A 26,632-nucleotide genomic window follows, 5' to 3' on the forward strand; every position below is an offset into this window, starting at 1 on the left:
AGTGAATTATGTGAATTATAAGAATAAAGCCAATATTACGTTACTCCTTGTATTTGTAGTTTTTATAATAACTGCAGTTTTAAAATATTTTTATGGAAATCTTGTAATTTTAAATTTTTTCTTTATAGTGATGGAGGCATCTTTAGTTGGAGGAGCTGCAGATTGGTTTGCCATTACTGCTGTATTTAGTAAACCATTTGGTATATCCTATCATACAGAACTTATACCTAAAAATAGGGAAAAGATTATACAGGGTATTTCAACTATGGTGGAGAAAGAATTACTGACTAATGATATTATAAGTAAAAAAATTTCACAATTGAATATTATGGAAGAATTAATTGTATTTATAAAAAATAGAAAATATAACATGTTATTGTATATAGAAAAATATATAGATGATTATTTTGCTCAGGATGGTAAAGAAAAATTACTGTATTTTTATAATAATGGAATTAAAAGCTATATATCAGAAAATAGTATTACAGATAATATAAAATTATTGGCAAAAAAAACAGAGGGAACTAAGCAAGAAGAAAATATTGTTGATTTTATTATTGATAATGCTATTAAATTAGGTGAAAATCGGGTTACAAAGGATTTTATTTATAAAAAGCTCATGGAAATAAAAGAAGCCAAATGCAATAATTTTTTTTCAAGAATGAGTTTCTCTATATTTGAAAAAACTAATAGCGTTAACCTGTTAAGTGCAGCTTCTAGTATTCAAAATGGCCTTGTTGAAAGCCTTATAGAAATGAAGAATAAAGATAATAATATGAGAATAAGGCTTAAAGAAGAAATTAGAGACTATGTTTATCACATAGAATACCATAGGGAAGAAATAGAAAAATTTAAAATGAAAGTATTTCAGGAAATTGATATAAACTTTATAATAGAGCACATTACAAATTTAAGAAATGATAAAAGCTCAATATTATCACAATGGTTAATTGAACAAATAGAATTTTGTTTTGAAAAATTTACTAAAAATGATAATTTAAAAAAATATGTAGAAAATATTCTTAAGCATATTGTGCTTGGCTTTGCAGAAAAGGAACACGGGTTTATAGGTACCCTTGTAAGTGAAACCTTAAATGAATTTGATGATAAAAAATTAAATTCATTTATAGAAGATAAATTTGGAAATGACTTACAATGGATAAGAATTAACGGTTCTGTAGTTGGAGGAATTATAGGAGCATTGATGTTCTTATTTTTAAATTTGTTATATGACCCCTATGTAGTGCCTGTTATAAGGAAGTTTTTCTAAAAAATTTATTATTTAAAAATAAAATTTTTTTACGGGAAATAATATAGTTTCCCTTTGAAAATGGGATGAAAAGTACCTGTATCAGCAAGCGAATGTTTGAAAAATCAATGAATTATAATTGTGGATTAGATAAATACAAGGAGTGAGTAATTTTTGATTGGAGAAATAGCTATAATAATTTTACTTGTAATAATAAATGCATTTTTTGCAGCAGCAGAAATTAGTATAATATCATTAAAAGAAATAAGTATTGAAAAAAGAGCTAGTGAAGGAGATAAAAAGGCTAAATTGCTTTTAAATATATTAAAAGAGCCTAGTAAATTTTTAGCAACTATTCAGGTAGGTATTACTCTAACTAGTTTTTTTACATCTGCAGCAGCAGCAGTTGGACTATCTAATAGTTTTGAAATCTTTTTAAAAAATTCCGGCATCCGTTTTTTTATGGATAATGGAGCAAAAATTTCTTTTATATTTGTAACCATAGTGATATCCTTCTTTTCATTGCTCTTTGGAGAATTATTACCAAAGAGAATAGCCCTTACAAGATCAGAATTTATAGCAGATAAATCTATAGGCATTATTAACATTATCAATATAGTCAGTAAGCCTATAGTAGAGGCACTTACTGCTTGTACTAATTTCTTTGTTAGAATAATACTTGGAAAAGATACCAATAGAGAAGAGGATATAACAGAGGAAGAAATAAAAATGATGATAAATGTAGGGGAAGAAAAGGGTATTTTTCAGTCTATGGAAACTAAGATGATAAATAGTATTTTCCAATTTGACGATACCACTGTAGTAGACATAATGACACCAAGACCAGATGTAATTGCACTAAATATAGAAAGTGATTTTGAAGAAACCATAAAGGTAATAACAGAAGAAAAATATTCTAGAATTCCTGTATATAAGGATAATATAGATAATATTGTTGGTATATTATATAGCAAGGATATAATTGACTATATGGCCTTTAAAATGGAAGATGAAAAGTTTCATTTAAATAATTTTATAAAGGAACCTTTCTTTGTAATAGAATATAAAAAAATTGATGATCTTTTAAGAGATATGCAAAAAAGGAATGTACATATATGTATAGTAATAGATGAATATGGAACCACTGCTGGTATTGCTACTATTGAAGATATGCTGGAAGAGATAGTTGGAAATATTTATGATGAATACGATGAAAAAGAGGAGGAAGTACATAAAACTGGTGATAATCAATTTGAAATTGATGCTGGAATAAATATGATAGAATTAAATCAACTTTTACAAACAGATTATGAAGAAAATTATGATACTGTAAGTGGTTTGATATTAGATAAAATAGGTAGATTGCCAAAAGAAGGAGAAAGTATTGTAATTAAAGATTTTATTTTTAAGATTCTTTCAGTAAAAAAGAAAAGAATAAAGAGAATATTGATAACTAAAAATAAAGATGAGGAAATAATCAAATAATATATGAAAAAAATAACAAATGTAAGATATTAGAATTGCTATTGAGAAAACTTTTATTTAGTAGTAATATTAAAGTATGGATTTAATAAAGTTTTATTTAAAATGAATTATGAATGGGAACTGTCACTTAGGAAGATTCATTGTTGTAAAGGGCAGTTTGGTTAAATAAAAATTATTATTGAGGAAGTGTTAGTTTTTGCAAAATGGCAAATGTGTGGTATGTGGAAAAGCAGGAGAAAAACACCATATAATTTTTAAATGTGAAGGCGGGCTTGATTTTCCGTTAAACTATATTTATCTTTGCGCTGAACATCATAGAGGGAAAAAAAGTCCACACAGAAATAAAAAAATAAATCTTATGTATAAATTAGAATTTCAAAATAAACTAAACAATATTCTCACTAAAGACTATTATTTTATGGATGACATTATGAGGATTTTATCTTTAAATTCATCTCAAGTTAGAAGTATCTGTAAAAAGTTCAAGCTCTATAAAGAGGGTTATAAACGTGATGACATAATAAGAAGGCTTATGGGTGGAAAATTTTATTATGATTTTATGTTGGATGAATTTTATGATGATTCCTGGAATATAACTGATAAATTCATAAATGATAATGATTTATATGATAATTGTGAATTTTAAATAGTAAGAACACGGTTGAAATTTTTTAATATTGTATAACACGATATTAAAGATAAAGCCGTGTTTTTTTATTTGCATTTTTAAAACCATAAATGTTATAAAAATCATAGTAATTATAATTAGAATTTGGGAAACATAAGTGTGTAGATATTTACTTTAATTTAAATAAAGCAAGCTATGTTCATGAACATTAATATTTTTGTATTTATTTTTAAAATTTCTTGTAAAGAAAATAAATCTTATAGATGGCTTGCTAAATTAAAATCCACTATTTAAGTGAAATTGAAAGGAAGGATTATATATGAGTAATGATTTAACGAATACAAAAAATAATAAAAAAGAAGATGGAAATTTTAAAAAGAAAAATATTAAGCATAGTCCAAAGGATGAAAGTGCAAGAGCAGCAGTAGATAAAAAAATGAAAGTAACTGGTGAATTTTGAATGGAAGGAGTGACTGATATTATGGCAAAGGAAAGTGAAACAAATCATAGACCTAAAAGAGAAAATGCAGGTAATGAACCTAAGAACTGGTCACACAATCCTAATAGTGCAAAATATCATTCCAGAAGTGCTGAATATAAAGCAGATGAAAAAAGATAAATTATTTTTAATTGTAGAATAGTTAAAAAGCTGTTTGAAAATGCATATTTATGTATTTTCAAACAGCTCCTATATCTAATAAGTAATTTTGAAATAGATTATTTATTGCTAATATTGTTTTCGTATTGTTGAACTATTTTTTTAACCATTTGACCACCAACGGATCCATTTTGTCTTGAAGTAAGATTTCCGTTGTATCCATCAGTTAATGGAGTTCCAACCTCTTTTGCTGATTCTAATTTAAATTTATTTAAAGCTTCTTTTGCTTCTGGTACTAATACTCTATTATTACTAGCCATTTATATGACCTCCTTTATATTTTATGGTATTATATTGTCCAAAGGAGAAAAATATATGTTAGGGAAACAGCGGATATAGAGGGATTTATATTTTATTATTCTATTTTTATTGAAAACTAACCTTATTAATGTAATAATGTCTTTAATTATTAATAATAGATAATTTTTATGTAGAGCGTAGGTGAGAATACTGTGAATAGAATTATATGCTTAGTAGGTGAATCTGGTGCTGGCAAATCAATTACAGCAGAATGTTTAGAAAGAGAAGGATACAATTATATAAAAAGTTATACTACAAGACCTAAAAGAAACAAAAATGAAAATGGTCATATATTTGTAGATGAAAATTATTTTAAAAATAAATATGAAGGTATAAACTACTCAGATGAGCTTATTGCCTATACAGAATTCCATGGGTACCGTTACTGGAGTACTAGAGAACAATATAGGGAAAAAGAGTTTTCGGTTTATGTAGTAGAACCTATAGGAGCAGAAAAATTAAAAAAGATCATTAGGAACTGTAAAATTATAGTTGTATACCTGAAGGTGGATAGAGATGAACGATATAGAAGAATGTGCAAAGATAGAGGAGAAAAACAAGCATTAGCAAGGCTATCATATGACAGTGAATCGGGTATATTTGATATAATTCAATGTGATTATGTAGTGGATGCAAATAGAGATATAGAAGATGTAGTCTGCGATGTTAAGAAAATAGTACAAAAATAAAAGTACACTTGGATTTTTAATAGTTTAAATTTTTAGTTCTCCAATCAAATAAGCCCTTTATTTTATCATTTATAGGAGATTTAGGTATTCAAAATATGTATAAATTGACTTTGAAAGGAATTTATTTATGTTATTGTATATTTTTAATATGTTAACTATGCTCATGGAAAGAGCTATGTGGCTTTTGTTAATTTTATTTATAGTCACTAGAATAAAGAGCTTTAGAAAAATATTTCAAAAGGACAATTATGAAAAAAAGGATATAGCAATTATATGTGCTATATTTTCAGCTTTTGCCATTTTGGAAACTTATTCAGGTATTAGGGTAGATGGATCTTTAGTAAACATAAGAATAATAACTATAGTATCTGCTGGTATATTATTTGGACCTGAGGTTGGAATAATAACTGGACTAGTTGCAGGAACCCATAGATTTCTAATAGATATTCATGGAGTAACATCTATTCCGTGTCTTATAACAAGTATAGTAGCAGGAATCTCATCTGGATATGTAAATAAAAGAGTTGAAAGAAAGTATTTATATATAGCAGGAATTTTGCTGGGTATGATTTGTGAAATATTGACTATGGTATTTATATTAATAATGACAAAACCCTATGAACTTGGATTAAATATAGTTTCCAAAATATCAATTCCAATGATACTAGGAGAAATAAGCGTGGGATTTATTATACTTCTAATGCAGTTTGTAGAGGATGAAAAGGAAATGATAGCAGGCCAGCAATCTAAGCTTGCACTGGATATTGCCAATGAAACTCTTCCCTATTTTAGAAACATAAATAATGAATCTTTAAGAAAGATATGTATCATTATTAAAGAACATATGCATGCAGATGCAGTATCTATAACTGATAAAACTACCGTACTTGCTTATGTTGGGGTTGATGAGGAAATATACAACGTAGAAAATAAAGTAGTAAATGAAACAACCAAGACCGCAATTTTAAAAAATGAAATACTTATAAATAATGATAGCTTAAAAAATGGTCATAGTAATTTAAAATCTGCAATAATAATTCCATTTGAAGATAAGAATGGAGTAAATGGTACGCTAAAAATATATTATAAAGACTCTAATAAAATAACCTATTCCATTAAAGCTCTTACTATTGGTTTATCACAGATAATATCAACTTTGATGGAAGTATCAAAGGTCGAACAGATAAAGGAAACTGCAAACAAGGCTGAAATAAGGGCACTTCAAAGGCAGATTAATCCACATTTTTTATTCAATGCATTAAATGCAATAACATCATTTATAAGAATAAATCCTGACAAAGCCAGAGAACTCATAATAAATCTGTCAAGTTATCTAAGGTATAATCTTGAAATCAATGATGAGTTAATTGATATAAAAAAGGAGCTAAAACAGGTTAAGGATTTTGTAGAAATAGAAAAGGCAAGATTTGGGGACAAGCTTAATCTTATATATGATATTGATGATGTAAATATAAAAGTGCCAAGCCTTATTATACAGCCATTAGTAGAAAATGCAATAATTCACGGCATACTTCCAAAGAAGGGTAAGGGAACAATAAAATTAAGTGTCAAAAATTGTGAAGATGAGAGCGTCAAAATAACTGTTGAAGACAGCGGTGTAGGAATAAGTGAAGATATCATAAAAAATGTCTATAGTGGAAACGTGCCTGAAAATAAAATTGGTCTTTATAACGTTTATTTAAGACTTAAACTTATTTACGGTGAAGGTATTAAAATTAAAAGATTAGAAAAGGGTACAAGAATGGAATTTTTAATTAGGAGATGATACTGTGAATTGTATAATAGTTGAGGACGAATTTTTGGCCAGAGAGGAACTAAAGTATTTTATCAAAAATTTCAGTAATATTGAAATAACAGGTGAGTTTGAAGATGGAATAGAAGTTCTAAAATTTTTACAGAATAATAAAGTGGATGTTATATTTTTAGACATTAACATAAGTGGTATAGATGGAGTTGTTATTGCAAAGAATATAAGTAAATTTTCTGAAAAACCATATATAGTATTTATAACAGCATACAAAGAACATGCAGTAGAAGCTTTTGAAATAGAAGCCTTTGATTATATCCTAAAGCCTTATGACGAAACTAGAATTAAATCTATGTTAAAAAAGCTTGAACTTACCTATAATTCTCAAAAGGGAGAACTACACACAATTTCAAATAGAATAAATCTATTCAAAAACGACAAGATAATAGTTACAAATATAGATGATATATACTATTGTGAGGCAAAAGAAAGGGAAACTTGTGTACTGACTAAAACTGAGGAATACTTTGTAAAAATGTCAATATCAGAATTTTATGATACTCTACCTAAAGAGATGTTTTTTAGATGTCATAGATCCTACATTGTAAATCTTACAAAAATAAAAGAAATAATACCATGGTTTAATAATACGTATAATTTAAGGCTTAAGAATGTTACAGAAGAAATACCTGTGAGCAGGAGCAATGTAAAAAAATTCAAGCAGATTATGAATATATAAATGTATTCTATGTAATTATAATATCATCTCATTCATGAAAGAACCTCAATCCTTATATATGGATATATAATAAAGTCAAGCAAAAGGAAAGGCAGTATTTATGCTATAACTTTGATATAAGGAGTGGGGGAATAATGTTAAAAACTGAAAAGGAATACAAAAGTAAACTTTTAATATTAGCAGGAACTGTGATTGCTCAAATAGGTCTTGGAACGATTTATACATGGAGCTTGTTTAATCAGCCTATTGCAGATAAGTTTGGTTGGCAGCTTAGCAAAGTAGCAGTGGCTTTTTCAATTACTAGTTTTGCATTAGCATTTTCAACTTTATTTGCAGGAAAAATCCAAGATAAAATTGGAATAAGAAAACTTGTTACTTTGGCTGGAATAATACTGGGGCTAGGACTTATATTAACTTCTAAGGCAAGCTCACTTGGGATGCTTTATTTGACAGCAGGAGTAATTGTGGGGGCGGCAGATGGAATAGCCTATATTACTGTACTTTCAAATTGTATAAAATGGTTTCCAGAGAAAAAAGGCGTTATATCAGGAATTTCTATAGGAGCTTATGGAGCTGGAAGTTTAATCTTTAAGTATATAAATTCATATGTTATAGGGTCTAAAGGTTTTACATTTGCCTTTTTATGTTGGGGCATTATAGCCTTTGTACTGATATCTGGTGGTGCACAGCTGTTAAAGGATGCACCAGATGCAAAGCCAGTATCAGATGCTAAATCTGAAGTTAGGAATTATACACCAGTACAGATGCTGAAGAAAAAAGAAGCATATTTATTGTTCATTATAATGTTTACTGCATGTATGAGTGGACTTTATCTTATAGGTATTGTTAAAGACATTGGCGTTCAATTAGCAGGACTTAATCCTGTAGTAGCAGCAAATGCTGTTGCTATGGTTGCTATTTTTAATACATCAGGAAGAATTATTTTGGGAGCTCTATCAGATAAAGTTGGAAGACTTAAAGTGGTATTATTTGGTTTAATAGTAACAGCTGTAAGTATGTTTATTATGGATACGGTGCACATGAATTTTGGAATATTCTTTGCCTGTGTAGCTGCAGTTGCATTTTGTTTTGGTGGAAACATTACTGTATTCCCAGCAATTGTAGGAGATTTTTTCGGACTTAAGAATCACAGTAAGAACTATGGGATAATATATCAAGGATTTGGTATAGGAGCACTTTCAGGATCGATTATAGCCGGTATTGCAGGAAGTTTTAAAGCAACCTTTGTTGTCATAGGTATAATGTGCTTAATTTCAATTGTTATTGCACTTACTATAAAAATGCCACAAGAAAAAGCGTCAAAAGAAAGAACAAGCAAAATAACTGTATAAATAAAAAAGCTGTATCAAATAGTCTTTGAACTAGATGATACAGCTTTTTTTTAATTTTCTGGTGCCGATGTTGGATTCATGAAAGTGCATTTTTCATAAATTCAAACGTTGTTTATAAATTATAGGTTTAGATTACTTATTAGTTTAAGCTATCCCACCAAGTTCGTATTAAGCAATGTACTAATTATAACTTGGATTAAACAGTATTTCCAGATTTTATTTATAAAATAAAAAAGATGAAAGAAATCCTGAATATGTTGCAAAACAATTATACATAATTACTAGCAATGAAATACATAGAATTAATATAAGAAAAATATTAGTTAAAGCAATACTTTTTATTTCTTCCACGATTTTTATAATCATATCAGTTTTCTTTTGCATTGAATAATTAAGATCATGATAATATTTATACATAAGTCCTCCAATTAAATAATTCAGTAAATTATATAGCATTTAAAGGAATTTTATGACAAATTTATAAATATATTAAAATGTTTGCAAGTTGAAAATCTATAAACTATATGGTAATATATCTATGTAATATTAGACAAAATTGTGTAATGTCTATGTATAATATACTTTCAAGAAATGAGAGGGAAAAGTTATTAATTAAGAGGTGATTTTATGGATAAAGTAACAGAGTATATTGAAAGTTTTATTACTCTTGACAACAAACAATTAGATGCAATTTTAAAACAAGGGGAAGAAAGGAATGATATTCAACCATTTGTAGGGTTAGAAGTTGGCAAACTTTTAGGATTATTAATCAGGTCAATCAATGCTAAAAGGGCATTGGAATTTGGCACATGCCTTGGATACTCTACCGTATGGATAGCACAGGCTTTAAAGGAAACAGGAGGAAAACTTATATCAGTTGAATATGATAAAGACCTTTATGAAACAACAAAGAGAAATATTGAATTGGCAGGATTGTCAGAAGTCGTGGATTTAATATTAGGAGACGCAAGTGAAGTAATTAACAGAATTGAAGGTTCATTCGATATAATCGTACAGGACTCAGATAAATCCTTATATTCTACAATGTTAGAAAAGTGTATAAATTTAACTCGTAAAAATGGATTAATAATTGCTGATGATGTTCTTTTTAAACCTATGGGAATACCCGAAAAATTTAGCGAACCGATACATAGATATGTTAAAAAAGTTTTTGCAGACAAACGTCTTTATAGTACAATACTTCCTATAGGCGACGGAGTGGCTATTAGTACAAAACTTTGTGATTAAAACATAGATTTTATTAGGTAAAAGAAAGTTTACCATATGGTGAATGGGGTAAATGGCTTGAAGAGAAAGTAGATTTTAGTCAAACTACTGCAAAAAGATTTATTAGAGTTGCTTCTGAATTTGGAAATCGGCCAACGTTGGTCGATTTGAATAGTAGTAAATTATTTGCGTTATTAGATGTACCTACTGAAGAAAGAGAAGATTTCATTTCCCAACCACATGAGGTAGATGGACAAGATAAAACAGTAGATCAGATGACTAGTAGGGAATTACAGAAGGTAATAAAGGAAAAGAAGCAGCTTGAGGAGAAAGCAAACAATTAAAGGAACAAGTTAAAATTAGTTATGCTAAGATTTATAAAAATATATAATTTCATGCAAAATAATGGTACAATTTTCATAAGAGTTATTACGTAATTGTAATAAAAGTCCAATTACCAAGACAATACACTTTTTTTCTTTTTTGTCACTTATGATAACTAGTATGTTTCAGCTGCTTTAGCTGGGACTCCCTCTTAGACAAGAATAGTCCCTTACATAGCTTTGCTGTCCTATATAGATGGTCATTAGCATTGATAATAATTTTAATTGCTAAAAAAGTATTCTATTTCAGTCAATATTTTATTTATATTTGCATTATTTTGCATATGACTTGAATTTTGAAGAATAACTGTTTTCGTTAGATTTGAAAAAATTTGTTCTGACCTTGGAACAATGAGCTTACTAGGAAAAAAAACATCATTTTCAGCAGCAAAGAGCAATGTTGGAGAGCTATACTTTTGCAAGGCTTTCTTTGTTGCGTATTTTGGAAAGGCTGTTTCTATTTTCACATAGTCATAAACATATTTCATTTCTAGCAATACATCTTCTTGGATTACATCATCAAACATTGCAACACAAGCTTTAAATTAATTTAGCTTATTTTGACTTTTGTATCTTAAATATTAATAAAGCTATGCTTTTATCAATTTTTTTAAATAATAAATTATAAGAGATATCAGTGGAATTATAATATAAAGAGGTAGAGATATATATAGTGCCATAAAATTCCAACCAATGGCTAAATGTTCTGGATTATTTCTTGCTATTATTAATGAGGTAATTACCACTAATATTCCTAATATACTGCACAATATACCCCAATTTTTAACTTTAAATACTTGTGAAATCCCTAATGCTGATGCATACATTAATATGGATATTTTAAAAAATCCACCCAGTATTAAGACTACTATGAATATTATATCTAATCTGTTTAAAAAATCTCCGATATGTACCAATCTAAGCGTTTCAAGTAAAGGGTAATTAGTTGAACTGGCGAACTCATATCCCAAAGTTATTATAAATAAAATACTGTTTAATGTAAGAAATACTCCCTCTAAAATTGATGTAAAAATCACAGTTCTTCTTAATTTAGTTTTTTGCATTAAAAAAGGATACAACATAGTCATAGTTATATACTCACCATAAGGAAACATAGAAAGTTTCCACGTCTTTTGAATCAATGGCACAAAGCCTACATGTAGAATTGGTAACAAACTTTCAAATTTGAAAACATTTTTAGTCATGGACAACAATATAAAAATAAGAATACTGGAAAATATCATAATTATTAAACCTATCTGTGCCATACTCCCTATATTCTCAATTCCCTTATAAACACTATATGTAATAACAATCATAAAAACTGATGCTGTTATATATGTAGGCATTCTTATAAATGCAAAAGATGATGTAAGTTCAGTAAAATCTCTTAAATCTCTAGCAGCATCATAGGCAAAAAACCATATATATATGATACTTAATATAAAACCAATATATTTACCATATATTTTAGGTAAATACGTTACTATAGAATCTCCATGATATTTATTAAAAAGACTTATATAAATTATTTGAACAATTATAGAAACTAATGCATAAAACATTAGTGCAATCCAAATATCATTTTTAGCATCTGGCATTAGAAAAAATAAACTTGCAGTTCCATAGGATACTAAGAACATTATTGCTAAAAATTGATATGATGTTAATTTTTCTTTCATATTATGATCCTCTTAAACTTTTATTTAATATACTTAAAACTTATTATTGTTATTATTTGCAAAACATTTTATTTTATTAATTTTTATAAAGTGTTGCCAAAATAGTGACATCCTTTTTTGGCTTTTGTAAGGAATAATGAAGAAATAATTGATACTTGTACATATTAAGTATTATAATGGAAATGAATTCATATATTAGGATTATATTTTAATGATGGAAAGAAAAGTATAATAGAAGTTAATGATGCTATTTATAAAAGATTAATGAAAACATTATTTTAGAAAATAATATACTTTATCAGTATAATATATAAAAGTTTTATGGGTGTGTACCCATATGGTGCATATCCTTTTTTGACTTAGGGGGTAGAAATTTTGTACTACCCTTATTTTTTAGAGTATTTAAGATATGTATGAGGGTTGTATTTAATTATTCCATAATATATAATTTGAGTGAGGATTTTTACAAGTCTACTATTAAATAATCTTATGGTAAAATTTAAGGAAAGTTTTATGAGATAAAAAAATAGAAACCCATAAACTGGCTTGTTTACTGGGTTTATTTGGTGCCGATGGTGGGATTTGAACCCACATGGTTTCCCGCACGATTTTGAGTCGTGTGCGTCTGCCGTTCCGCCACATCGGCAAAGCTGACATGTAATAATATAGCATAGAGTAAATTTATAGTCAAGTTTCTTTATAAATATTTTTATGATTATTTTAGATACAATTAGCAAATTGTAATTATGGATATTAAAAACATGAATAAAATTAATCTGATTTTTAAGTTTATTTAGTCTAAAAAGAAATGAAATTCATAGGAAAAATATTTCTATTTTATAATTAGGATATTAGACTAGTATTATAGCTACTAGAAATGCTACAAATAAAACATATATACAGTAACAGGAACAAATAGAAGATAATATTACAATAAAACATAAAATTTCTACCATAATGCTATGTTTTTTCAAAAAAACATTGTTACTTTTTAAACAATTTGCTACAATGAAATAGGTTAAAAGTAATTACAAGTACATAGGCCAAACATGGTTATGTATATCCTTTTCATAAATGAAAGGGAAAATGTAAATTATTTGTACAGGAAGGAGATATAAATATGATTTACTCAACAGAAGTATCAAGTATGATGTGTGTTGCTAAAGGACCTAACCACGGACCAGCACCAATACCAGAAGAAGGAAAATGGGTACAAGCTAAAGAAATTAAAGATATATCAGGATTAACACATGGAATAGGTTGGTGCGCTCCACAACAGGGTGCATGTAAACTAACTCTTAATGTTAAAGATGGTATAATCGAAGAAGCATTAGTAGAAACAATTGGATGTTCAGGAATGACTCATTCAGCTGCAATGGCTTCAGAAATACTTCCAGGAAAAACTATACTTGAAGCATTAAACACTGACTTAGTTTGTGATGCTATAAATACTGCAATGAGAGAATTATTTTTACAGATAGTATACGGAAGAAGCCAAACTGCTTTCTCAGAAGGTGGACTACCTATCGGAGCAGGTCTTGAAGATTTAGGAAAAGGACTTAGAAGCCAAGTTGGTACTATGTACGGAACTAAAGCTAAGGGAACTAGATATTTAGAAATGGCTGAAGGATATGTTAAACACTTAGCATTAGATGCTAATAACGAAGTTATAGGTTACGAATTCGTAAACCTTGGTAAAGTTATGGATATGATTAAAAAGGGTGTGGACGCTAACGAAGCAATGGAAAAAGCTACTTCAAGTTATGGTAGATTTGCAGAAGCTGTAAAAGTTATCGATCCAAGACATGAATAATAGGTAAGGAGGAGAAACGTAATGGCATTATTTGAAAGTTATGAAAGAAGAATTGACCAAATTATACCTGTATTAAAAGAATACGGCATAAACACAATAGAAGAAGCTAAGGCTGTTTGTGATGAAAAGGGAATAAACGTTTATGATATAGTTAAAGGCATTCAACCAATTTGTTTTGAAAATGCGTGTTGGGCTTACACTGTAGGTGCTGCAATCGCTATTAAAAAAGGATGTACTAAGGCTGCTGAAGCTGCTGAAGCAATAGGATTAGGCTTACAAGCTTTCTGTATTCCTGGATCAGTTGCAGATGACAGAAAAGTTGGTTTAGGCCATGGAAACTTAGCAGCAATGCTTTTAAGAGAAGAAACTAAATGTTTTGCTTTCCTTGCTGGACACGAATCATTTGCAGCTGCTGAAGGTGCAATTGGATTAGCTAGATCAGCAAATAAAGTAAGAAAAGAGCCTTTGAAAGTTATACTTAACGGTCTTGGAAAAGATGCTGCATTTATAATTTCAAGAATAAATGGATTTACATACGTGCAGACTAAATTTGATTACTATACTGGAAAATTAGATGTAGTTAAAGAAACAGCTTACTCAGACGGAGAAAGAGCTAAAGTTAGATGCTATGGCGCTGATGACGTAAGAGAAGGTGTTGCTATAATGCATAGTGAAGGCGTTGACGTTTCAATAACAGGAAACTCAACTAACCCAACAAGATTCCAACATCCAGTTGCTGGAACATACAAAAAAGAATGTGTTGATCAAGGAAAGAAATACTTCTCAGTTGCATCAGGTGGTGGTACTGGAAGAACTCTTCACCCAGATAACATGGCAGCAGGTCCTGCTTCATACGGTATGACTGATACTATGGGAAGAATGCATTCAGATGCACAATTCGCAGGTTCATCATCAGTTCCAGCTCACGTTGAAATGATGGGTCTTATCGGAATGGGTAACAACCCAATGGTTGGAGCTACAGTTGCAGTAGCAGTTGCTATTGAAGAAACTTCAAGATAAGAGGGTTTAGAGTGTACTGACAACATAATACACCGATAAAATTTCAAAAAACTAACAAAAAAAGCGAGTCACGTTATTTATTAATTTTTTAATAAAACGTGGCTCTTTTTTTCGTTCTTTTTTAGAGGTGGAAGTATGGTAAAAAAACTAAAAATTCAATTAGAAAATAATAAAACATTTAAGCAAGGTTTTGAAGAGTTTATTGACAGTTGTAAATCTAGGAACTTAAGATTAGCAACAATCGAGCATTATGAGGAAGGCTATAAAGCTATAATAAAGTTTTTACATGAAGATACTGCCATAAAAGATATTACTCCAAAAACAATAGGTGAATTTGTGAGATATTGCAGGGATAATTTAAATATTAATAGTCAAACTTTACACACTTATTGCAGAGATTTTAAAACAATTCTATATTTTTTTATGCGTATGGACTATATGACTACTTTTAGAATATCTTTACCCAAAGTAGATAAAACAGCCATAGAAAGTTATTCAGACGCAGAATTAAAAATACTATTAAAAAAGCCAGATTTAAAAAAATGTACTTTTGTGGAATATAGAAACTATGTCATAGTAAATTTTTTGATTAGTACCGCAGTAAGACTAAATAGTTTAATTAATATAAAAATTAAAGATATAGACTTAGAAAATGAAGTTGTTTATGTTAATGTAACGAAAAACAGAAAGCCTTTAATACTGCCTTTAAATAGAACTATCATGAAAATATTAAAAGAATATCTAAAAATAAGACAGTATAAAGGCAATGAAGAATATTTATTTTGTACAGCATACAACAAGCAATTATGCAAAAAAACTTTAAATGGAAGTTTAAATAAATATAACCATGACAGAGGTATTATAAAAACTGGTATACACAGATATAGACATACATCAGCAAAAAAGTTTATCCTCGCAGGGAGAAATCCTGCAATATTACAAAAGCTTTTAGGACATTCCAGTTTACTGATAACTCAGAATTACATCAACATATTAGTTTCAGACCTAAAAAAAGAAATAAATGATTATGATATTTTGGAAGAATTCAACAGTACTAATCATATAAAAATGAAACAAAAAAATAAGAGGTGAGTAATTATGAATCAATATAAGTATATTAAAGAGTTTTATTTAATATCAAGAATCAACGAAGAAAATATCATTGTTCAAGAAGTTGATATTAAAGAATGGGGGACAGTTTATATCTACATTGTGGAGAAAAATGAAAGTGGATTCTACATTTATAAAGCTTCAGGGATAGCAGACAAACCTATTAATTTTGATGACTTACATTATATAACATTAGCAGAATGTGAAGTAAAAGAATTGTTCCGGAAAATAAAATAAGTCAGTGCTCCGACACACTGACTTACCATAATTAAATATAGTTTGAATGAAACCTTACGAATTCCAATTCCCAGTATCTTAATTTTAACAAAAATTTTTTGGAATTGCAAGGTCTAGTTTCTTATTGCCGTTTTTAAGGTAATATGTGAGTTGTCCAAGCACTAGAGCAACTTAAAATAATTCTAGTGGTGTGGTCGAGCCAATGCTGAAAATCGTACTCGGTTATATATTATTTCTGTTATTGTGGCATATACCCGTCAAACGCCTGTATCTATGCGTTAAATAAATTAGATAGGTAGGCTTACTGGTCGCAAGGCAGCTATTAATATAAGCCATATAGGCACATATAAGGGCAGTAATTTATATGTTAAGTATTAATAACAATAGCAGTTACTATACTCAGCAACTTCATCATAAACAAAAATATAAGAATTACCATTAGTTTGGTAGTTCTTTTCATTTATGCTCTTTTCTAGGGCAAACTATATCTTCCTCACAATTGCTTATCATTCCAAAAATATAAGAAGTTTAGTTCGGTAAGTCAAGTGATTCAATTAAAAAACTTAATTAATCAGGAATTGAGAGCATGAGAGTAAGAAAAGACAGTGTGCATATTAATAAATAAATTGCAAATATTTTGGACAAAGAGTAAAATTATAGTGAAATTATTTGAAGTTTATGCCAAATTTGAAGACCAAAACTATAATGCTTTAGACAGCATTTATAAATACAATAGAACAGGGGGGGGATAAAAATGCCAAGTAAAATATGTCCAAAGTGTGACAAGGAGATTCCAGAAAAGAGTTTATTTTGTAATTATTGTGGTTGCAAAATAGAAGCAGTCGAGAAAAATAGTATTTTAGAAGATGATTCAAATAAGGTAGGCAAGCAGGAAAATTTAAAGGATGATTCTACAAAAATTAAAGAAGATAATACTATTAATGATAATACATATAAAAAACAAAGGCATAATTTAGTTATACGTTCTTTGATTGTAGCAATTATTTGTGTAGTTGTTTTGGGAGGGATAGTAGGATATAACTATTATAATAATAAAGCTACTGATGTAACTAATGATAATAAACCTATTAATGTAACTATGGATGCAACACCAGTAACTGATTTTAATGGAACAAAATTTAACATTACTACAAATCTACCTGATAGTACGAATTTAATGGTTACATTAACAAATGATTCAACTAATTATAAGTCACAAGATGGTCTAAATCCTGTAGAAAATGGAAAAGTAGAAACACATTCTTTTAGTGATAACAGTTTTCAATTAAAAAATGGCAATTATACTTTAGAAATAACTACAACTCCTAATGGATCTGATGATATAAGTAATAGATTAATAGGCAAATATGTAATTCATGATACAGTGTCTGGTAATAATACTTTACACTTTAAAAAGAATATAACCATTACAGGTTCAACAAATGACGGTTCTTTTGATAAATATAATAACACCACTACAAATACAACAGATAGTAATACGACTCCACCACCAACACCAACTGACCCAACAATTGGTATGACTGCTGATCAAGTAAGAAAATCTACATGGGGAAATCCTAAAAGTATTAATCGAACAACAACTGCTTATGGTACATCTGAACAATGGGTTTATCCAAATTATAGATACATATATTTAGATAATGGAATTGTTACATCAATCCAAGACCATTAACATTATTAATTTATTTTATTATTATTTTATCTGACAATAAGTGATAATTAATAAGAATAAATTAAATTGCAATAGAATTTTTATATAAATTCAAGAATGGCTATTTTAAAGGATTTATAGGCATAAAAAAATCTAACTGGTTACAGTATAATTCACCCAGTTAGATTTTAATTAATTGTTATATAGAATTTATACAGAATTATCATTGATAATAGATGCTTTCATAGTAAATACATCATAATCAATAATTATAACTACCAGTATTTGTTGTTTATGTAATATAATATTCTCTCATTTCATTTTAATTAATTTTCTATTAACATTATCTCTATATCAGTATAATCTTATAAATCCTTATAAATGGCACGTATAAAGGGATTGCATATGGTTTATGTATTTTGGGGCAAATGTACTGTAAGATTTTAATTAATTTCTTTATATAATTATTAGATTTTAATTTATTCTTTATTATCATTAGTATCATCTACGAAATCTATAATATCAGTTAATTTACAGTTAAAAAATTTACAAAATACATCTAAATGTTCTTTACTTATCATTTTATAATTGTCACTGCAATAAGCAGAGATTGTTGGCTGCCTTATTCCAGTCTTTTTGGCTAATTCACTCTGTGTTAATCTATGTTCAGCCATTCTAATATGGAGTTTTGTTATTATCATACTATAATCACCTCGTTTAAATTATACAATAATTAAATAAAATATACAATATAGAGATAACGATAAAAATAAATTAAAAATATTCAATAACATCAATATACGATTTATGTATAATATATTTGATTTATTATTTAATTTATTATTATATAAAATAAAATATAAATATTATAAATAAAATTGTTGACAACATAGAATATTTCATATATATTATACACATAAGCTAAATTAAATATTTCTTAGAGGTGATTAAATGAGTATTAAACTACTTAATGAATTTATTTTATTGTGTGAAACCTTTAATATCGAAATTAACCCAATAAATTTACAAAAGTATAAACAATATATTGATTTGGTAATAAAAAAGTGATAATGTTAAATCTGATAAATACAGTAAAACTTATTAAATTCTCTGAATCCATAAGTGTGTATGAAATTAGATTATCAATTTTGATTTTTTAATTTTGTACACACTTTTTATTTTATTGAAATATAAATCCTGTTTACATAAGTATTATGAAATGAAAATTTAAAAATATACTTGACAATAGTATTAAGTGAGCGTAATATATAAAATATAGAAACACAACATTAATAGATTGGAGGTTAATTATTCTTGAAAGGATTAACTTATATTAGAAAAACATTTAATATGTCTATGGATGATTTAGGAAAAGAGCTTGGAGTAAGTAAACAAACAATATCTAACTGGGAAAATGGTAAAATTCAAATAACTGATGATAGATTATTGCAATTAGAAGGTTACTTTAATCTCAACAGAGAGTTATTTTTTAAAGATAATTATACTGATGATGAAATAGTAGAAATTGAAACAAGAAGATTTCAAAAAATTATGAGAAAATATCATATTAATAAACTTTCAGATGAAAAATTTAATAAAGAATTTGAGTCATATTCAAATGAATTGATGGTTAAGAATGATGTTAGCTGCTTATTAAAAGAGTTAAGAATGATGTTTAATGAATTAGAAGAAACAGATATATCCCGTGTAGTAAATATGTTATGTGATATGATATATGTTATTTTAGATAAGGATGATAAAGAGATTATAACAATGATTCATCATACAATTAACTCATTATCTAGTGCATTTGATACAATGAAAAATAGACCGCCTAAATATGAAGACTATGGAAACATAGATTGTATAATGGGTGCTGTCATTACAATAAATGAATATATACGTTCTTTGTTAGCTGATTCATTTGATATTTCTTATTATTATAAATACTATGAAAATAAATTTAAGAAAAAAAATATTGATGGTGAATAAGAATATTAGTTTAATTAGTATATAAAGTGATATTAATTACCACTTTTATAAATATAAATATTATTATAATTTAGGAGGATTTTATAAAATGAATAGAAGAAAAGAATTAGATATGGAATCAGAAATGTTTTACAATAATTTACAGGAGGAACTGAACGGTAAAGATGTATTTTTAACAGTTGAAGGTGAACAAGAGTATATGTTGCAACTAGATAATTTTGAAGTTGGAAGTATATTACATGAACATGATACTTTATTGAGTATAGGTGGATCAGAGTTCGAGAATGGCTTCTTAGATGTAAAATATAAAGATATTTCAAAAATATATTCTGAATATACAGGTAGTAATTCTTATGATGTAGAAGACTATCACATTATACTAGAGAGTGGCAATGAAATATTGCTAGAAGCATTTTAGGGGGTAAACACATGAAGGAATATTTAAACTATAATATTTATTGCATGAAATGGAAACTTGCTATGTTTTTACTTAAAATATCCAAATATCTTATAAGAGAGCAGCTAGAGCAACATAGAAAGAATAAGGAAATAATGAAGATGTGGGGACAAGATACTTATTAATCACCTTGAAATTATAATTTATTCAACAACAAATAAAGCATAGAAAATTTTAAAAAATCCATACCAAAACCATTAATTTATTCAAAAAACTGACATACTCAAGAAGTCTATACAAAATTTCAAATATAAGAGGGAATCTACCAAATTTCTTCTTCATATAAATTATTACCAATTTAATTAATTTTTATACATTCACGATGAAGATGTATTTAATTTATTTCTTTACATTGACATTATGATACCACAAAAAATTTAAAACGTCAATAATTATGAGCACTTGTCCAAATATTTACAAATAAAAATTACGGGTAGTGACCGACACTATGGAGGATTTATTATGAAAAAAGAATTAGAACAAATTTCAAAAGATCACAATGAAGAATATTGGAGAATTTTTATAGACCAGTGTCCTCATTGTCATAAACCAATTACAAATGAACATAATGGATGGTTTAAATGTAATTCATGTGGATGGGAGATAGATATATTCTCATTAGATGAGAAATTAGGTGAAAAATTATCAGTTCAGGATTATGAAAAGAAAATGAAGCTAAAGTATAAGGATGAGTTGGAATTTATAGATGCTGAATTATTAAGTGAAGGTTCGTTTGAAAGAGGACAATCATTATATGATATTTTGGATGATGATACAAGAATAAATCCAGAGTTAAAGTATTATGTATTTCTAAACTGGTGGACTAGCATAGATTCTGGACATGAATTATTTGATCCAGAAGATATTAAGCTTTGGAGAAAGATTGCAAATGTTGAAATAGATATAAGTGATTTAAAACTTGATGATGATTTTTATATAACAGTATATAGAGGTGTAAATGAATATAGTCAATCTTGGGAAGGATTAAGTTGGACAACCGATAAGGAAATAGCATTAAAGTTTGCATGGGGTGCAACGGTGAGACATAGAACTAAGCAAAATCTTATATTCGAGGGAAAAGTATCTATAGATAATATTATTGCTAGGATTGATGATAGAAATGAAGCTGAAGTATTAATTGATATATGTTATAAACAAGAAAAAGCTTTAGATGTTAAAGAATTATTAGATGTTGAGGAAAAATACAATAAATCACTGGAAGAAATTAAAGAAGGTAAGGCAGAACATACATTAGAATTTGAGGAATTAAAAAAGAAATATGAAGGTTTATTAACCCAATGTGGTTTTGATGTTAACAAGCATATAAAGCAATAATGCTTTCTATATAAATAAATTTTTAGGAGGAAGTATAATTATGGAAAATTTTAGTCAAGATGAATTAAAAATTTGGGAGTATTGCGAGAATAGGTGGGATTTTTACAAGCAAAAGGACGGTGGATATTATCCATCAAAGCATGATGATGTTGTTTTAAATGAGGTGGCTGATAAGTTTAATATATCTGCCAAGGAAGTAAAGTGCATATTTAATAAGGTATCTTATGATAAAGCACAGGATCAGATTAAAGGAATGACACAAGAACAAATTAAAAATGAATTAGAAAAAGTAGTAAGGAATAATAAGGAAACACCTTGGGGAAAAGGATTAGATTTAAGATAGTACATACAGGGTGGCTACAAAAACATAGCTGCCCTTGTATAAAATAAAAATTAAATTTAGGGAGAAGGAATTATATTATGGAAAATAAAAGTACAAAAAAGGATCGCCAGCAACTATTAATTACATTATTATCCAAGGAAATGGAACACTTACGCAAGATATGTTTCAAATACCAACGAAGACCATTATTAGATTATCCAATTACAATTCAGGAGGAAAAATGTCCTAAAGACAACCAATATGCAGGATTATATAAGTATGAAAATGATACTCATAAAATCTACATAGATACAGATGAAATAAAAAAATATACAGATTATAATAAGCAGATATCTTATTACAGTAAAAAACAAGCATTTAATAACTTGAAATCTATAATATTACATGAACTCACTCATGCCTATGTCAAGGATAGATTTGAATTAATTTCCAAATTAAAGGGTTGTGAGAGAGATGCTTCCCCAATATTTCTAGCATGTCTAAAGCATTTTGGTGGTCATAGTGGCTATAACTTTATGAGTGGATATTATCATAGTGATTTATACTACGAGACATGTGATATAGATAATTATAAAGAATTAGAGAAATATCTAATATGCTTAATAAAAGAATATAATAAAGTTTCAGAAGAATTAGGTAAGAGTAAAAGTATAGGCAATAATAATTATACATTATGTAATTTTGAGTATTCATATAGAAATGCAGGATTATTACCTAAATTATATTCTAAAGATACTATTGTAGGTGTCAAAGATAATGAATTTAAAATCCTAAATACTAGTGCAAATCTATATGAGGTAGGAGTTGCTATTTCTCCATATGCTCTTAAAATACTTGCAGAAAAAAAGGCTGATAATTATTCAAACTTTAAATGGAAAGGTATCAATAAACATTATTGCTTAAGTAATAAAAATATTAAGACTATTAATATAGAAGATAATATCAATTAGAAAAATAGGGGGATATATATTATGATGAATAAAAATACAAATATTATACAAATTGAGGGGAAAGATTTATTAAATTCAGGTAAAAAAGGATTAAAAACAAAAGGTGAAAATAAAAAGAGATATAAGGCTACCTTAGATTATTCATTAGAGTGTCTACAATTAGATAAGGTTGCTAAATCAGTATATAAGGATGATACAGAAAAACAAAACATATTTTATAACATAGGTAATAAACAATACACAGATGCTATTGTCAGTGTCACTTTTAAATATTCTGTTAAAGAATACGTAGAATCTTACATAAAGAAAGATAAGAAATATAAATATTACATAAAATTTAATTATATAGATACTGTTAAATTAGAAAAACTAGATTTTCCCAATGATAAATATTACGAAAATGATGTATTAGTTGCTTTTAGAGTTATAAAAAATAAGAAAGATAAGACAAACTATTGTGGAGAAACAATAATATCTTCTAAAGATATAAGAGATAAACTTTATGAAAATGGATTCAAGTTAAATGGTAAGAAAATGGTACGTTTCAAAAGGTCATCAGGCTCTAGTAGAATTGGTAAATGCTTATTTATACTAGAAGATTTATATAATGATATTATTGAGTGGTCTTACATGGGATTAAAATTTGGTGAAGCAGACGAATGTGATTTAGCAGCACTAGAAGCTTATATAGCACTTACAACAAGCTCGATTATAGATACTATAGAAATTAAACCAGAAAACATATTATTGATAAATGATTATGATAGTCTGTTAACTGATGAAGTTATGGCAACAGAAATAGAAGTTATAGACGGTATAAATAAACTAATAACAAAACCAAAAACTGTAAAAATAAAGAATACAATTTGGGATGGTCAATCTTTGCTAGATAGTAGCATAATGGCAGAGAAATATTCTGATAAAGGATTTTTACTTTTGAGAAATCGAATGACAAAAACAGCATGTTTTAATTCAAATATTCAGAAGTTTTTCTCCGACAATAATATAACAGAAATATCACAATTAAATGGAACAACTAAGGCAACAAAAATTGAGGATATTTTAATGATTACGACTCCTAGTAGTATTAAATATTTAAAATTTAATGATAATTTCATGGACTATCTAGATCAGTTAGAGAGTACATGGGGAGTAGTTAAATACGATAAGCCTACACATTATTTTAATGGAGAATATGTTTCAACCCACTATCAACTCCTGAATACTCTACAGATGGACAAGGCAGAGATAGAAAATTTCCTAGAGCCAAGTTTTGATTATATTAAGTTATTAAAAAATGATATCAATGTATTCAGAAAGCACTTAAAAATGAAACTAGGTGAAACTATTGAAGAACGTAATCTTAATAACACAAATGATTTAATGTTTAGTTTATTAGAGTGTAATAATGATGTAGAAAAAACAGATGTATTCCAAGATTTCAGAGATGATGCAGTAGATAGTTTTATTAAGAATATGCGTAAGGGACACGTTCTCGTCCAAGGTAATTATTCAGTTTTATTTGGTAATGGTCTTGAAATGCTTAAAGCTACTATAAAAGATATAGAGCATCCTATGGCATTTCATGAAAATAGTGTTCTAGTAGGAAATGAAGTACATTGTACTAACTTTGCTTATACAGAGCTACTTGGTTGTCGCTCACCTCACGTAACAATGGGGAATTTAGCATTGATGCAGAATGTGGAGTGTCCAGTACTAGATAAATATTTTAATCTAACTCCACAAATTATTTGTGTAAATAGTATGAAGTATAACTTGCTTGAGACTTTATCATCAGCTGATTTTGATTCGGACCAATTACTGTTAACTAATAATCATTGTTTATTACAAGCGTTTCATAAGAATTTAGACAACAATAATAGAAATAAATTTTTAGTACCAACAGATTGTATTGCTAAGGAATATAAAAAATCTATTCCAAGGCTAAATAATGCTAAACAAAAATGTGATTTAGATGTTAAAACTTCTGTTAACTTGATTGGAGAAATTATTAACTGTAGCCAGCAATTAAACTCAAAATTATGGCACATGATTAATGTAGATGGTAAGTCAATTAATGATACAGGAGTGCAAGACTTATATTCTGCTATATGCCAATTAGACGTAATGAGCTGTCTTGAAATTGATAAAGCAAAACGTGAAATACCAGTAGATAATGGAGTGGAACTTGATGCGATTAGAGAAAAATATCTTGATTTTGAATTAGTGCATAAAGATAGCTATAAAACAAGTGAAAGAATCAATAAATTGTATGATGAAATGATTTATTTTAAGATCAATAAGCATAATAGAGAAGATTGTAAGATTGATGATATGAATTATTCGGAATACCTTAAAGACTATAGGCAACAATTGGTAGACTATAAGGATAAGCTAAAGGATTATAAACTAACAAAAGTTAGACCTACATTTTTTAAATATATAGCCAAGAAAGAAAATCAAGAACATAAATATTGCTATCAATCCTATGACACTGGAATGGATATACTCGAAGAAGTTATAACAGAGCAAACTAAAAATATTAGAGCAAAACGTAATAGTAAAAATGATCTAATGCAATTAATAAGATTGATAGATAAAGAAGAAGTATCTTTATCAGGTGCTGACAATAGAAAAATTCCTAATATTATCACAGACACAGAAGAATACAACAAAGATTCTAAACAGATATGGAGCAGTGATAACTTAGAGAGCAGTGAAAAGTATATAAAATGCAAGACAAAACAGAATGAACTTGCTGAAAAATATAAAGATAAAGTTACAAAAGATACAATGTATAAAATAATACATACTCTATGCCACACTAACGAATATGACCATATTGCAAGAAAATTATTAACTATATTATTTAAGACAAATAGCAAAACTTTCTTGGAAATATTTCAGGACAAGCAAGAAAAACTACCACAATTAAAAAGATTATATAGAAAAGTAAATGCAGATGATCAGATTATTAAAATCTATGACATGAATTATATATTAATTAAAGAATCAGAAATTAAGAGCAAGGTTAGTTAAAGTCAATACATATACAGGGGGGGGGTTCTTGTAGGGAAGCCTCCTATAACAAAAATATAATTTGGAGGTATTAATATGGATTATGTGGTAACGTCAGAAAGATTAAAACTATATTTATTTACACTGGGATTTACATATAGACAAGTTCCAGATAGGTCAGGTCGTCAAAAGTATATATGGTTATTTTCAAAGACTGATATGTTGTTTGATGCTCTTACATTCTTTAGTCAAAACAAGCAGAGAATGATTAAAATAAAAAAGTTACAGCAAAACAAGCACAGCACGTAAAAAAAGTTACAGCAAAACAGGTGCAACTTTGGTGTGAATAAAGAGAACATATAGTAATAAAGAGAAAATAATAATAAAGAGAATTAATGTTTCGAAAAACAATCCACTATCGTGTCTTGATTTTCTGAAAGCATAATAGAATATTTTGTTCTTTTTCTTTTAGTGTATTATTCTCTTACAAATAAAATTTAAGTTTATATTGAGAAAGGAAGTAAT

General features: G+C 27.8%; 27 protein-coding genes, 1 tRNA gene and 1 pseudogene. 24 read left to right on the forward strand and 5 right to left on the reverse strand.

Annotation, left to right across the window (positions count from 1 at the left end):
• Positions 1–10: 10 nt before the first annotated feature.
• From CLOPA_RS08735 to CLOPA_RS24970, 5 genes are all read left to right on the forward strand, one after another.
• Entirely contained in the window at positions 11–1,270 is a 1,260-nt protein-coding gene (locus CLOPA_RS08735; RefSeq protein ID WP_015615063.1) for a DUF445 domain-containing protein, read from the forward strand.
• Positions 1,271–1,423: 153 nt separating this feature from the next.
• A complete protein-coding gene (locus CLOPA_RS08740; RefSeq protein WP_015615064.1) occupies positions 1,424–2,734 on the forward strand; it encodes a hemolysin family protein in 1,311 nt (436 codons plus the stop codon).
• 196 nt (positions 2,735–2,930) lie between these two features.
• Positions 2,931–3,380: an HNH endonuclease gene (locus tag CLOPA_RS08745; protein ID WP_015615065.1), complete on the forward strand. Its 450-nt coding sequence runs from the start codon at positions 2,931–2,933 to the stop codon at positions 3,378–3,380.
• Between the two features lie 301 nt (positions 3,381–3,681).
• Complete coding sequence (locus tag CLOPA_RS25565; protein ID WP_015615066.1) at positions 3,682–3,822, forward strand: CPC_1213 family protein; 141 nt, start codon at positions 3,682–3,684, stop codon at positions 3,820–3,822.
• Complete coding sequence (locus CLOPA_RS24970; protein ID WP_155241891.1) at positions 3,823–3,981, forward strand: hypothetical protein; 159 nt, start codon at positions 3,823–3,825, stop codon at positions 3,979–3,981.
• Between the two features lie 98 nt (positions 3,982–4,079).
• Here the strand turns inward: CLOPA_RS24970 and CLOPA_RS08750 are convergent, their stop codons facing one another.
• Positions 4,080–4,280, reverse strand: a complete 201-nt coding sequence (locus CLOPA_RS08750; RefSeq protein ID WP_015615068.1) for an alpha/beta-type small acid-soluble spore protein — start codon at positions 4,278–4,280, stop codon at positions 4,080–4,082.
• A gap of 192 nt (positions 4,281–4,472) precedes the next feature.
• On the opposite strand from CLOPA_RS08750, the gene CLOPA_RS08755 reads away from it, so the two are divergent.
• The 6 genes and pseudogenes from CLOPA_RS08755 to CLOPA_RS25570 all read left to right on the forward strand — a co-directional run.
• Positions 4,473–5,009 carry a guanylate kinase gene (locus tag CLOPA_RS08755; RefSeq protein WP_015615069.1) on the forward strand — a complete coding sequence of 179 codons (537 nt, stop codon included), beginning with the start codon at positions 4,473–4,475 and terminating at the stop codon, positions 5,007–5,009.
• Between the two features lie 127 nt (positions 5,010–5,136).
• Positions 5,137–6,795 (forward strand): sensor histidine kinase, encoded by a 1,659-nt coding sequence (locus tag CLOPA_RS08760; RefSeq protein WP_015615070.1) that lies wholly within the window; start codon positions 5,137–5,139, stop codon positions 6,793–6,795.
• Between the two features lie 4 nt (positions 6,796–6,799).
• The gene (locus CLOPA_RS08765) at positions 6,800–7,516 is read left to right on the forward strand and encodes a LytR/AlgR family response regulator transcription factor (RefSeq protein WP_015615071.1); all 717 of its coding nucleotides are present in this window, start codon (positions 6,800–6,802) and stop codon (positions 7,514–7,516) included.
• Positions 7,517–7,650: 134 nt separating this feature from the next.
• Positions 7,651–8,868 carry an L-lactate MFS transporter gene (locus CLOPA_RS08770; protein ID WP_015615072.1) on the forward strand — a complete coding sequence of 406 codons (1,218 nt, stop codon included), beginning with the start codon at positions 7,651–7,653 and terminating at the stop codon, positions 8,866–8,868.
• A gap of 627 nt (positions 8,869–9,495) precedes the next feature.
• Positions 9,496–10,116 carry an O-methyltransferase gene (locus tag CLOPA_RS08780; RefSeq protein ID WP_015615074.1) on the forward strand — a complete coding sequence of 207 codons (621 nt, stop codon included), beginning with the start codon at positions 9,496–9,498 and terminating at the stop codon, positions 10,114–10,116.
• 29 nt (positions 10,117–10,145) lie between these two features.
• Positions 10,146–10,439, forward strand: a pseudogene (locus CLOPA_RS25570) (DUF3102 domain-containing protein); the annotation flags it as partial.
• A gap of 260 nt (positions 10,440–10,699) precedes the next feature.
• Here the strand turns inward: CLOPA_RS25570 and CLOPA_RS08790 are convergent.
• The 3 genes from CLOPA_RS08790 to CLOPA_RS08800 form a co-directional block, all read right to left on the reverse strand.
• Entirely contained in the window at positions 10,700–11,005 is a 306-nt protein-coding gene (locus CLOPA_RS08790) for a hypothetical protein (protein WP_015615075.1), read from the reverse strand.
• Between the two features lie 63 nt (positions 11,006–11,068).
• Entirely contained in the window at positions 11,069–12,160 is a 1,092-nt protein-coding gene (locus tag CLOPA_RS08795; RefSeq protein WP_015615076.1) for a GerAB/ArcD/ProY family transporter, read from the reverse strand.
• A gap of 564 nt (positions 12,161–12,724) precedes the next feature.
• Positions 12,725–12,806 (reverse strand) — tRNA-Leu (locus tag CLOPA_RS08800).
• A 474-nt stretch (positions 12,807–13,280) separates the two neighbouring features.
• Here CLOPA_RS08800 and CLOPA_RS08805 point away from each other — a divergent pair.
• The 5 genes from CLOPA_RS08805 to CLOPA_RS23685 all read left to right on the forward strand — a co-directional run bounded on the left by CLOPA_RS08805 (position 13,281) and on the right by CLOPA_RS23685 (position 18,033).
• Complete coding sequence (locus tag CLOPA_RS08805; protein ID WP_015615077.1) at positions 13,281–13,973, forward strand: iron-sulfur cluster assembly scaffold protein; 693 nt, start codon at positions 13,281–13,283, stop codon at positions 13,971–13,973.
• 21 nt (positions 13,974–13,994) lie between these two features.
• Positions 13,995–14,993: a GGGtGRT protein gene (locus CLOPA_RS08810; RefSeq protein WP_015615078.1), complete on the forward strand. Its 999-nt coding sequence runs from the start codon at positions 13,995–13,997 to the stop codon at positions 14,991–14,993.
• 135 nt (positions 14,994–15,128) lie between these two features.
• Entirely contained in the window at positions 15,129–16,085 is a 957-nt protein-coding gene (locus tag CLOPA_RS08815; RefSeq protein WP_015615079.1) for a tyrosine-type recombinase/integrase, read from the forward strand.
• A gap of 6 nt (positions 16,086–16,091) precedes the next feature.
• Positions 16,092–16,340 carry a hypothetical protein gene (locus CLOPA_RS08820; RefSeq protein ID WP_015615080.1) on the forward strand — a complete coding sequence of 83 codons (249 nt, stop codon included), beginning with the start codon at positions 16,092–16,094 and terminating at the stop codon, positions 16,338–16,340.
• A gap of 754 nt (positions 16,341–17,094) precedes the next feature.
• On the forward strand, positions 17,095–18,033 hold the full coding sequence (locus tag CLOPA_RS23685; RefSeq protein WP_015615081.1) for a zinc ribbon domain-containing protein: 939 nt from the start codon (positions 17,095–17,097) through the stop codon (positions 18,031–18,033).
• 458 nt (positions 18,034–18,491) lie between these two features.
• On the opposite strand, the gene CLOPA_RS08830 is transcribed toward CLOPA_RS23685, so the two are convergent.
• Positions 18,492–18,713: a helix-turn-helix domain-containing protein gene (locus CLOPA_RS08830; protein WP_015615082.1), complete on the reverse strand. Its 222-nt coding sequence runs from the start codon at positions 18,711–18,713 to the stop codon at positions 18,492–18,494.
• A 613-nt stretch (positions 18,714–19,326) separates the two neighbouring features.
• On the opposite strand from CLOPA_RS08830, the gene CLOPA_RS08835 reads away from it, so the two are divergent.
• The 8 genes from CLOPA_RS08835 to CLOPA_RS08865 all read left to right on the forward strand — a co-directional run bounded on the left by CLOPA_RS08835 (position 19,327) and on the right by CLOPA_RS08865 (position 26,416).
• The gene (locus tag CLOPA_RS08835; protein WP_015615084.1) at positions 19,327–20,004 is read left to right on the forward strand and encodes a helix-turn-helix domain-containing protein; all 678 of its coding nucleotides are present in this window, start codon (positions 19,327–19,329) and stop codon (positions 20,002–20,004) included.
• Between the two features lie 88 nt (positions 20,005–20,092).
• The gene (locus CLOPA_RS08840; protein WP_015615085.1) at positions 20,093–20,422 is read left to right on the forward strand and encodes a hypothetical protein; all 330 of its coding nucleotides are present in this window, start codon (positions 20,093–20,095) and stop codon (positions 20,420–20,422) included.
• 11 nt (positions 20,423–20,433) lie between these two features.
• Positions 20,434–20,586 (forward strand): hypothetical protein, encoded by a 153-nt coding sequence (locus tag CLOPA_RS24975; protein WP_015615086.1) that lies wholly within the window; start codon positions 20,434–20,436, stop codon positions 20,584–20,586.
• 337 nt (positions 20,587–20,923) lie between these two features.
• Positions 20,924–21,796, forward strand: coding sequence for a hypothetical protein (locus CLOPA_RS08845; protein WP_015615087.1), 873 nt, complete (start codon positions 20,924–20,926; stop codon positions 21,794–21,796).
• Positions 21,797–21,836: 40 nt separating this feature from the next.
• Positions 21,837–22,139, forward strand: a complete 303-nt coding sequence (locus CLOPA_RS08850) for a hypothetical protein (RefSeq protein WP_015615088.1) — start codon at positions 21,837–21,839, stop codon at positions 22,137–22,139.
• Positions 22,140–22,216: 77 nt separating this feature from the next.
• Positions 22,217–23,089 carry a hypothetical protein gene (locus tag CLOPA_RS08855; protein WP_015615089.1) on the forward strand — a complete coding sequence of 291 codons (873 nt, stop codon included), beginning with the start codon at positions 22,217–22,219 and terminating at the stop codon, positions 23,087–23,089.
• A 21-nt stretch (positions 23,090–23,110) separates the two neighbouring features.
• Positions 23,111–26,128 (forward strand): hypothetical protein, encoded by a 3,018-nt coding sequence (locus CLOPA_RS08860; protein WP_015615090.1) that lies wholly within the window; start codon positions 23,111–23,113, stop codon positions 26,126–26,128.
• A gap of 75 nt (positions 26,129–26,203) precedes the next feature.
• Complete coding sequence (locus tag CLOPA_RS08865; protein WP_015615091.1) at positions 26,204–26,416, forward strand: hypothetical protein; 213 nt, start codon at positions 26,204–26,206, stop codon at positions 26,414–26,416.
• Positions 26,417–26,632: the final 216 nt, after the last annotated feature.

It is taken from the genome of Clostridium pasteurianum BC1 (assembly GCF_000389635.1).
Taxonomy (GTDB): domain Bacteria; phylum Bacillota; class Clostridia; order Clostridiales; family Clostridiaceae; genus Clostridium_I; species Clostridium_I pasteurianum_A.

Coding starts and splice junctions, on each gene's coding strand:
- CLOPA_RS25565 (WP_015615066.1), top strand. CDS start 3,682: ATGAGTAATGATTTAACGAATACAAAAAATAATAAAAAAGAAGATGGA.
- CLOPA_RS24970 (WP_155241891.1), top strand. CDS start 3,823: ATGGAAGGAGTGACTGATATTATGGCAAAGGAAAGTGAAACAAATCAT.
- CLOPA_RS08750 (WP_015615068.1), bottom strand. CDS start 4,280: ATGGCTAGTAATAATAGAGTATTAGTACCAGAAGCAAAAGAAGCTTTA.
- CLOPA_RS08760 (WP_015615070.1), top strand. CDS start 5,137: ATGTTATTGTATATTTTTAATATGTTAACTATGCTCATGGAAAGAGCT.
- CLOPA_RS08770 (WP_015615072.1), top strand. CDS start 7,651: ATGTTAAAAACTGAAAAGGAATACAAAAGTAAACTTTTAATATTAGCA.
- CLOPA_RS08780 (WP_015615074.1), top strand. CDS start 9,496: ATGGATAAAGTAACAGAGTATATTGAAAGTTTTATTACTCTTGACAAC.
- CLOPA_RS08790 (WP_015615075.1), bottom strand. CDS start 11,005: ATGTTTGATGATGTAATCCAAGAAGATGTATTGCTAGAAATGAAATAT.
- CLOPA_RS08795 (WP_015615076.1), bottom strand. CDS start 12,160: ATGAAAGAAAAATTAACATCATATCAATTTTTAGCAATAATGTTCTTA.
- CLOPA_RS08805 (WP_015615077.1), top strand. CDS start 13,281: ATGATTTACTCAACAGAAGTATCAAGTATGATGTGTGTTGCTAAAGGA.
- CLOPA_RS08810 (WP_015615078.1), top strand. CDS start 13,995: ATGGCATTATTTGAAAGTTATGAAAGAAGAATTGACCAAATTATACCT.
- CLOPA_RS08815 (WP_015615079.1), top strand. CDS start 15,129: ATGGTAAAAAAACTAAAAATTCAATTAGAAAATAATAAAACATTTAAG.
- CLOPA_RS08820 (WP_015615080.1), top strand. CDS start 16,092: ATGAATCAATATAAGTATATTAAAGAGTTTTATTTAATATCAAGAATC.
- CLOPA_RS23685 (WP_015615081.1), top strand. CDS start 17,095: ATGCCAAGTAAAATATGTCCAAAGTGTGACAAGGAGATTCCAGAAAAG.
- CLOPA_RS08830 (WP_015615082.1), bottom strand. CDS start 18,713: ATGATAATAACAAAACTCCATATTAGAATGGCTGAACATAGATTAACA.
- CLOPA_RS08840 (WP_015615085.1), top strand. CDS start 20,093: ATGAATAGAAGAAAAGAATTAGATATGGAATCAGAAATGTTTTACAAT.
- CLOPA_RS24975 (WP_015615086.1), top strand. CDS start 20,434: ATGAAGGAATATTTAAACTATAATATTTATTGCATGAAATGGAAACTT.
- CLOPA_RS08845 (WP_015615087.1), top strand. CDS start 20,924: ATGAAAAAAGAATTAGAACAAATTTCAAAAGATCACAATGAAGAATAT.
- CLOPA_RS08850 (WP_015615088.1), top strand. CDS start 21,837: ATGGAAAATTTTAGTCAAGATGAATTAAAAATTTGGGAGTATTGCGAG.
- CLOPA_RS08855 (WP_015615089.1), top strand. CDS start 22,217: ATGGAAAATAAAAGTACAAAAAAGGATCGCCAGCAACTATTAATTACA.
- CLOPA_RS08860 (WP_015615090.1), top strand. CDS start 23,111: ATGATGAATAAAAATACAAATATTATACAAATTGAGGGGAAAGATTTA.
- CLOPA_RS08865 (WP_015615091.1), top strand. CDS start 26,204: ATGGATTATGTGGTAACGTCAGAAAGATTAAAACTATATTTATTTACA.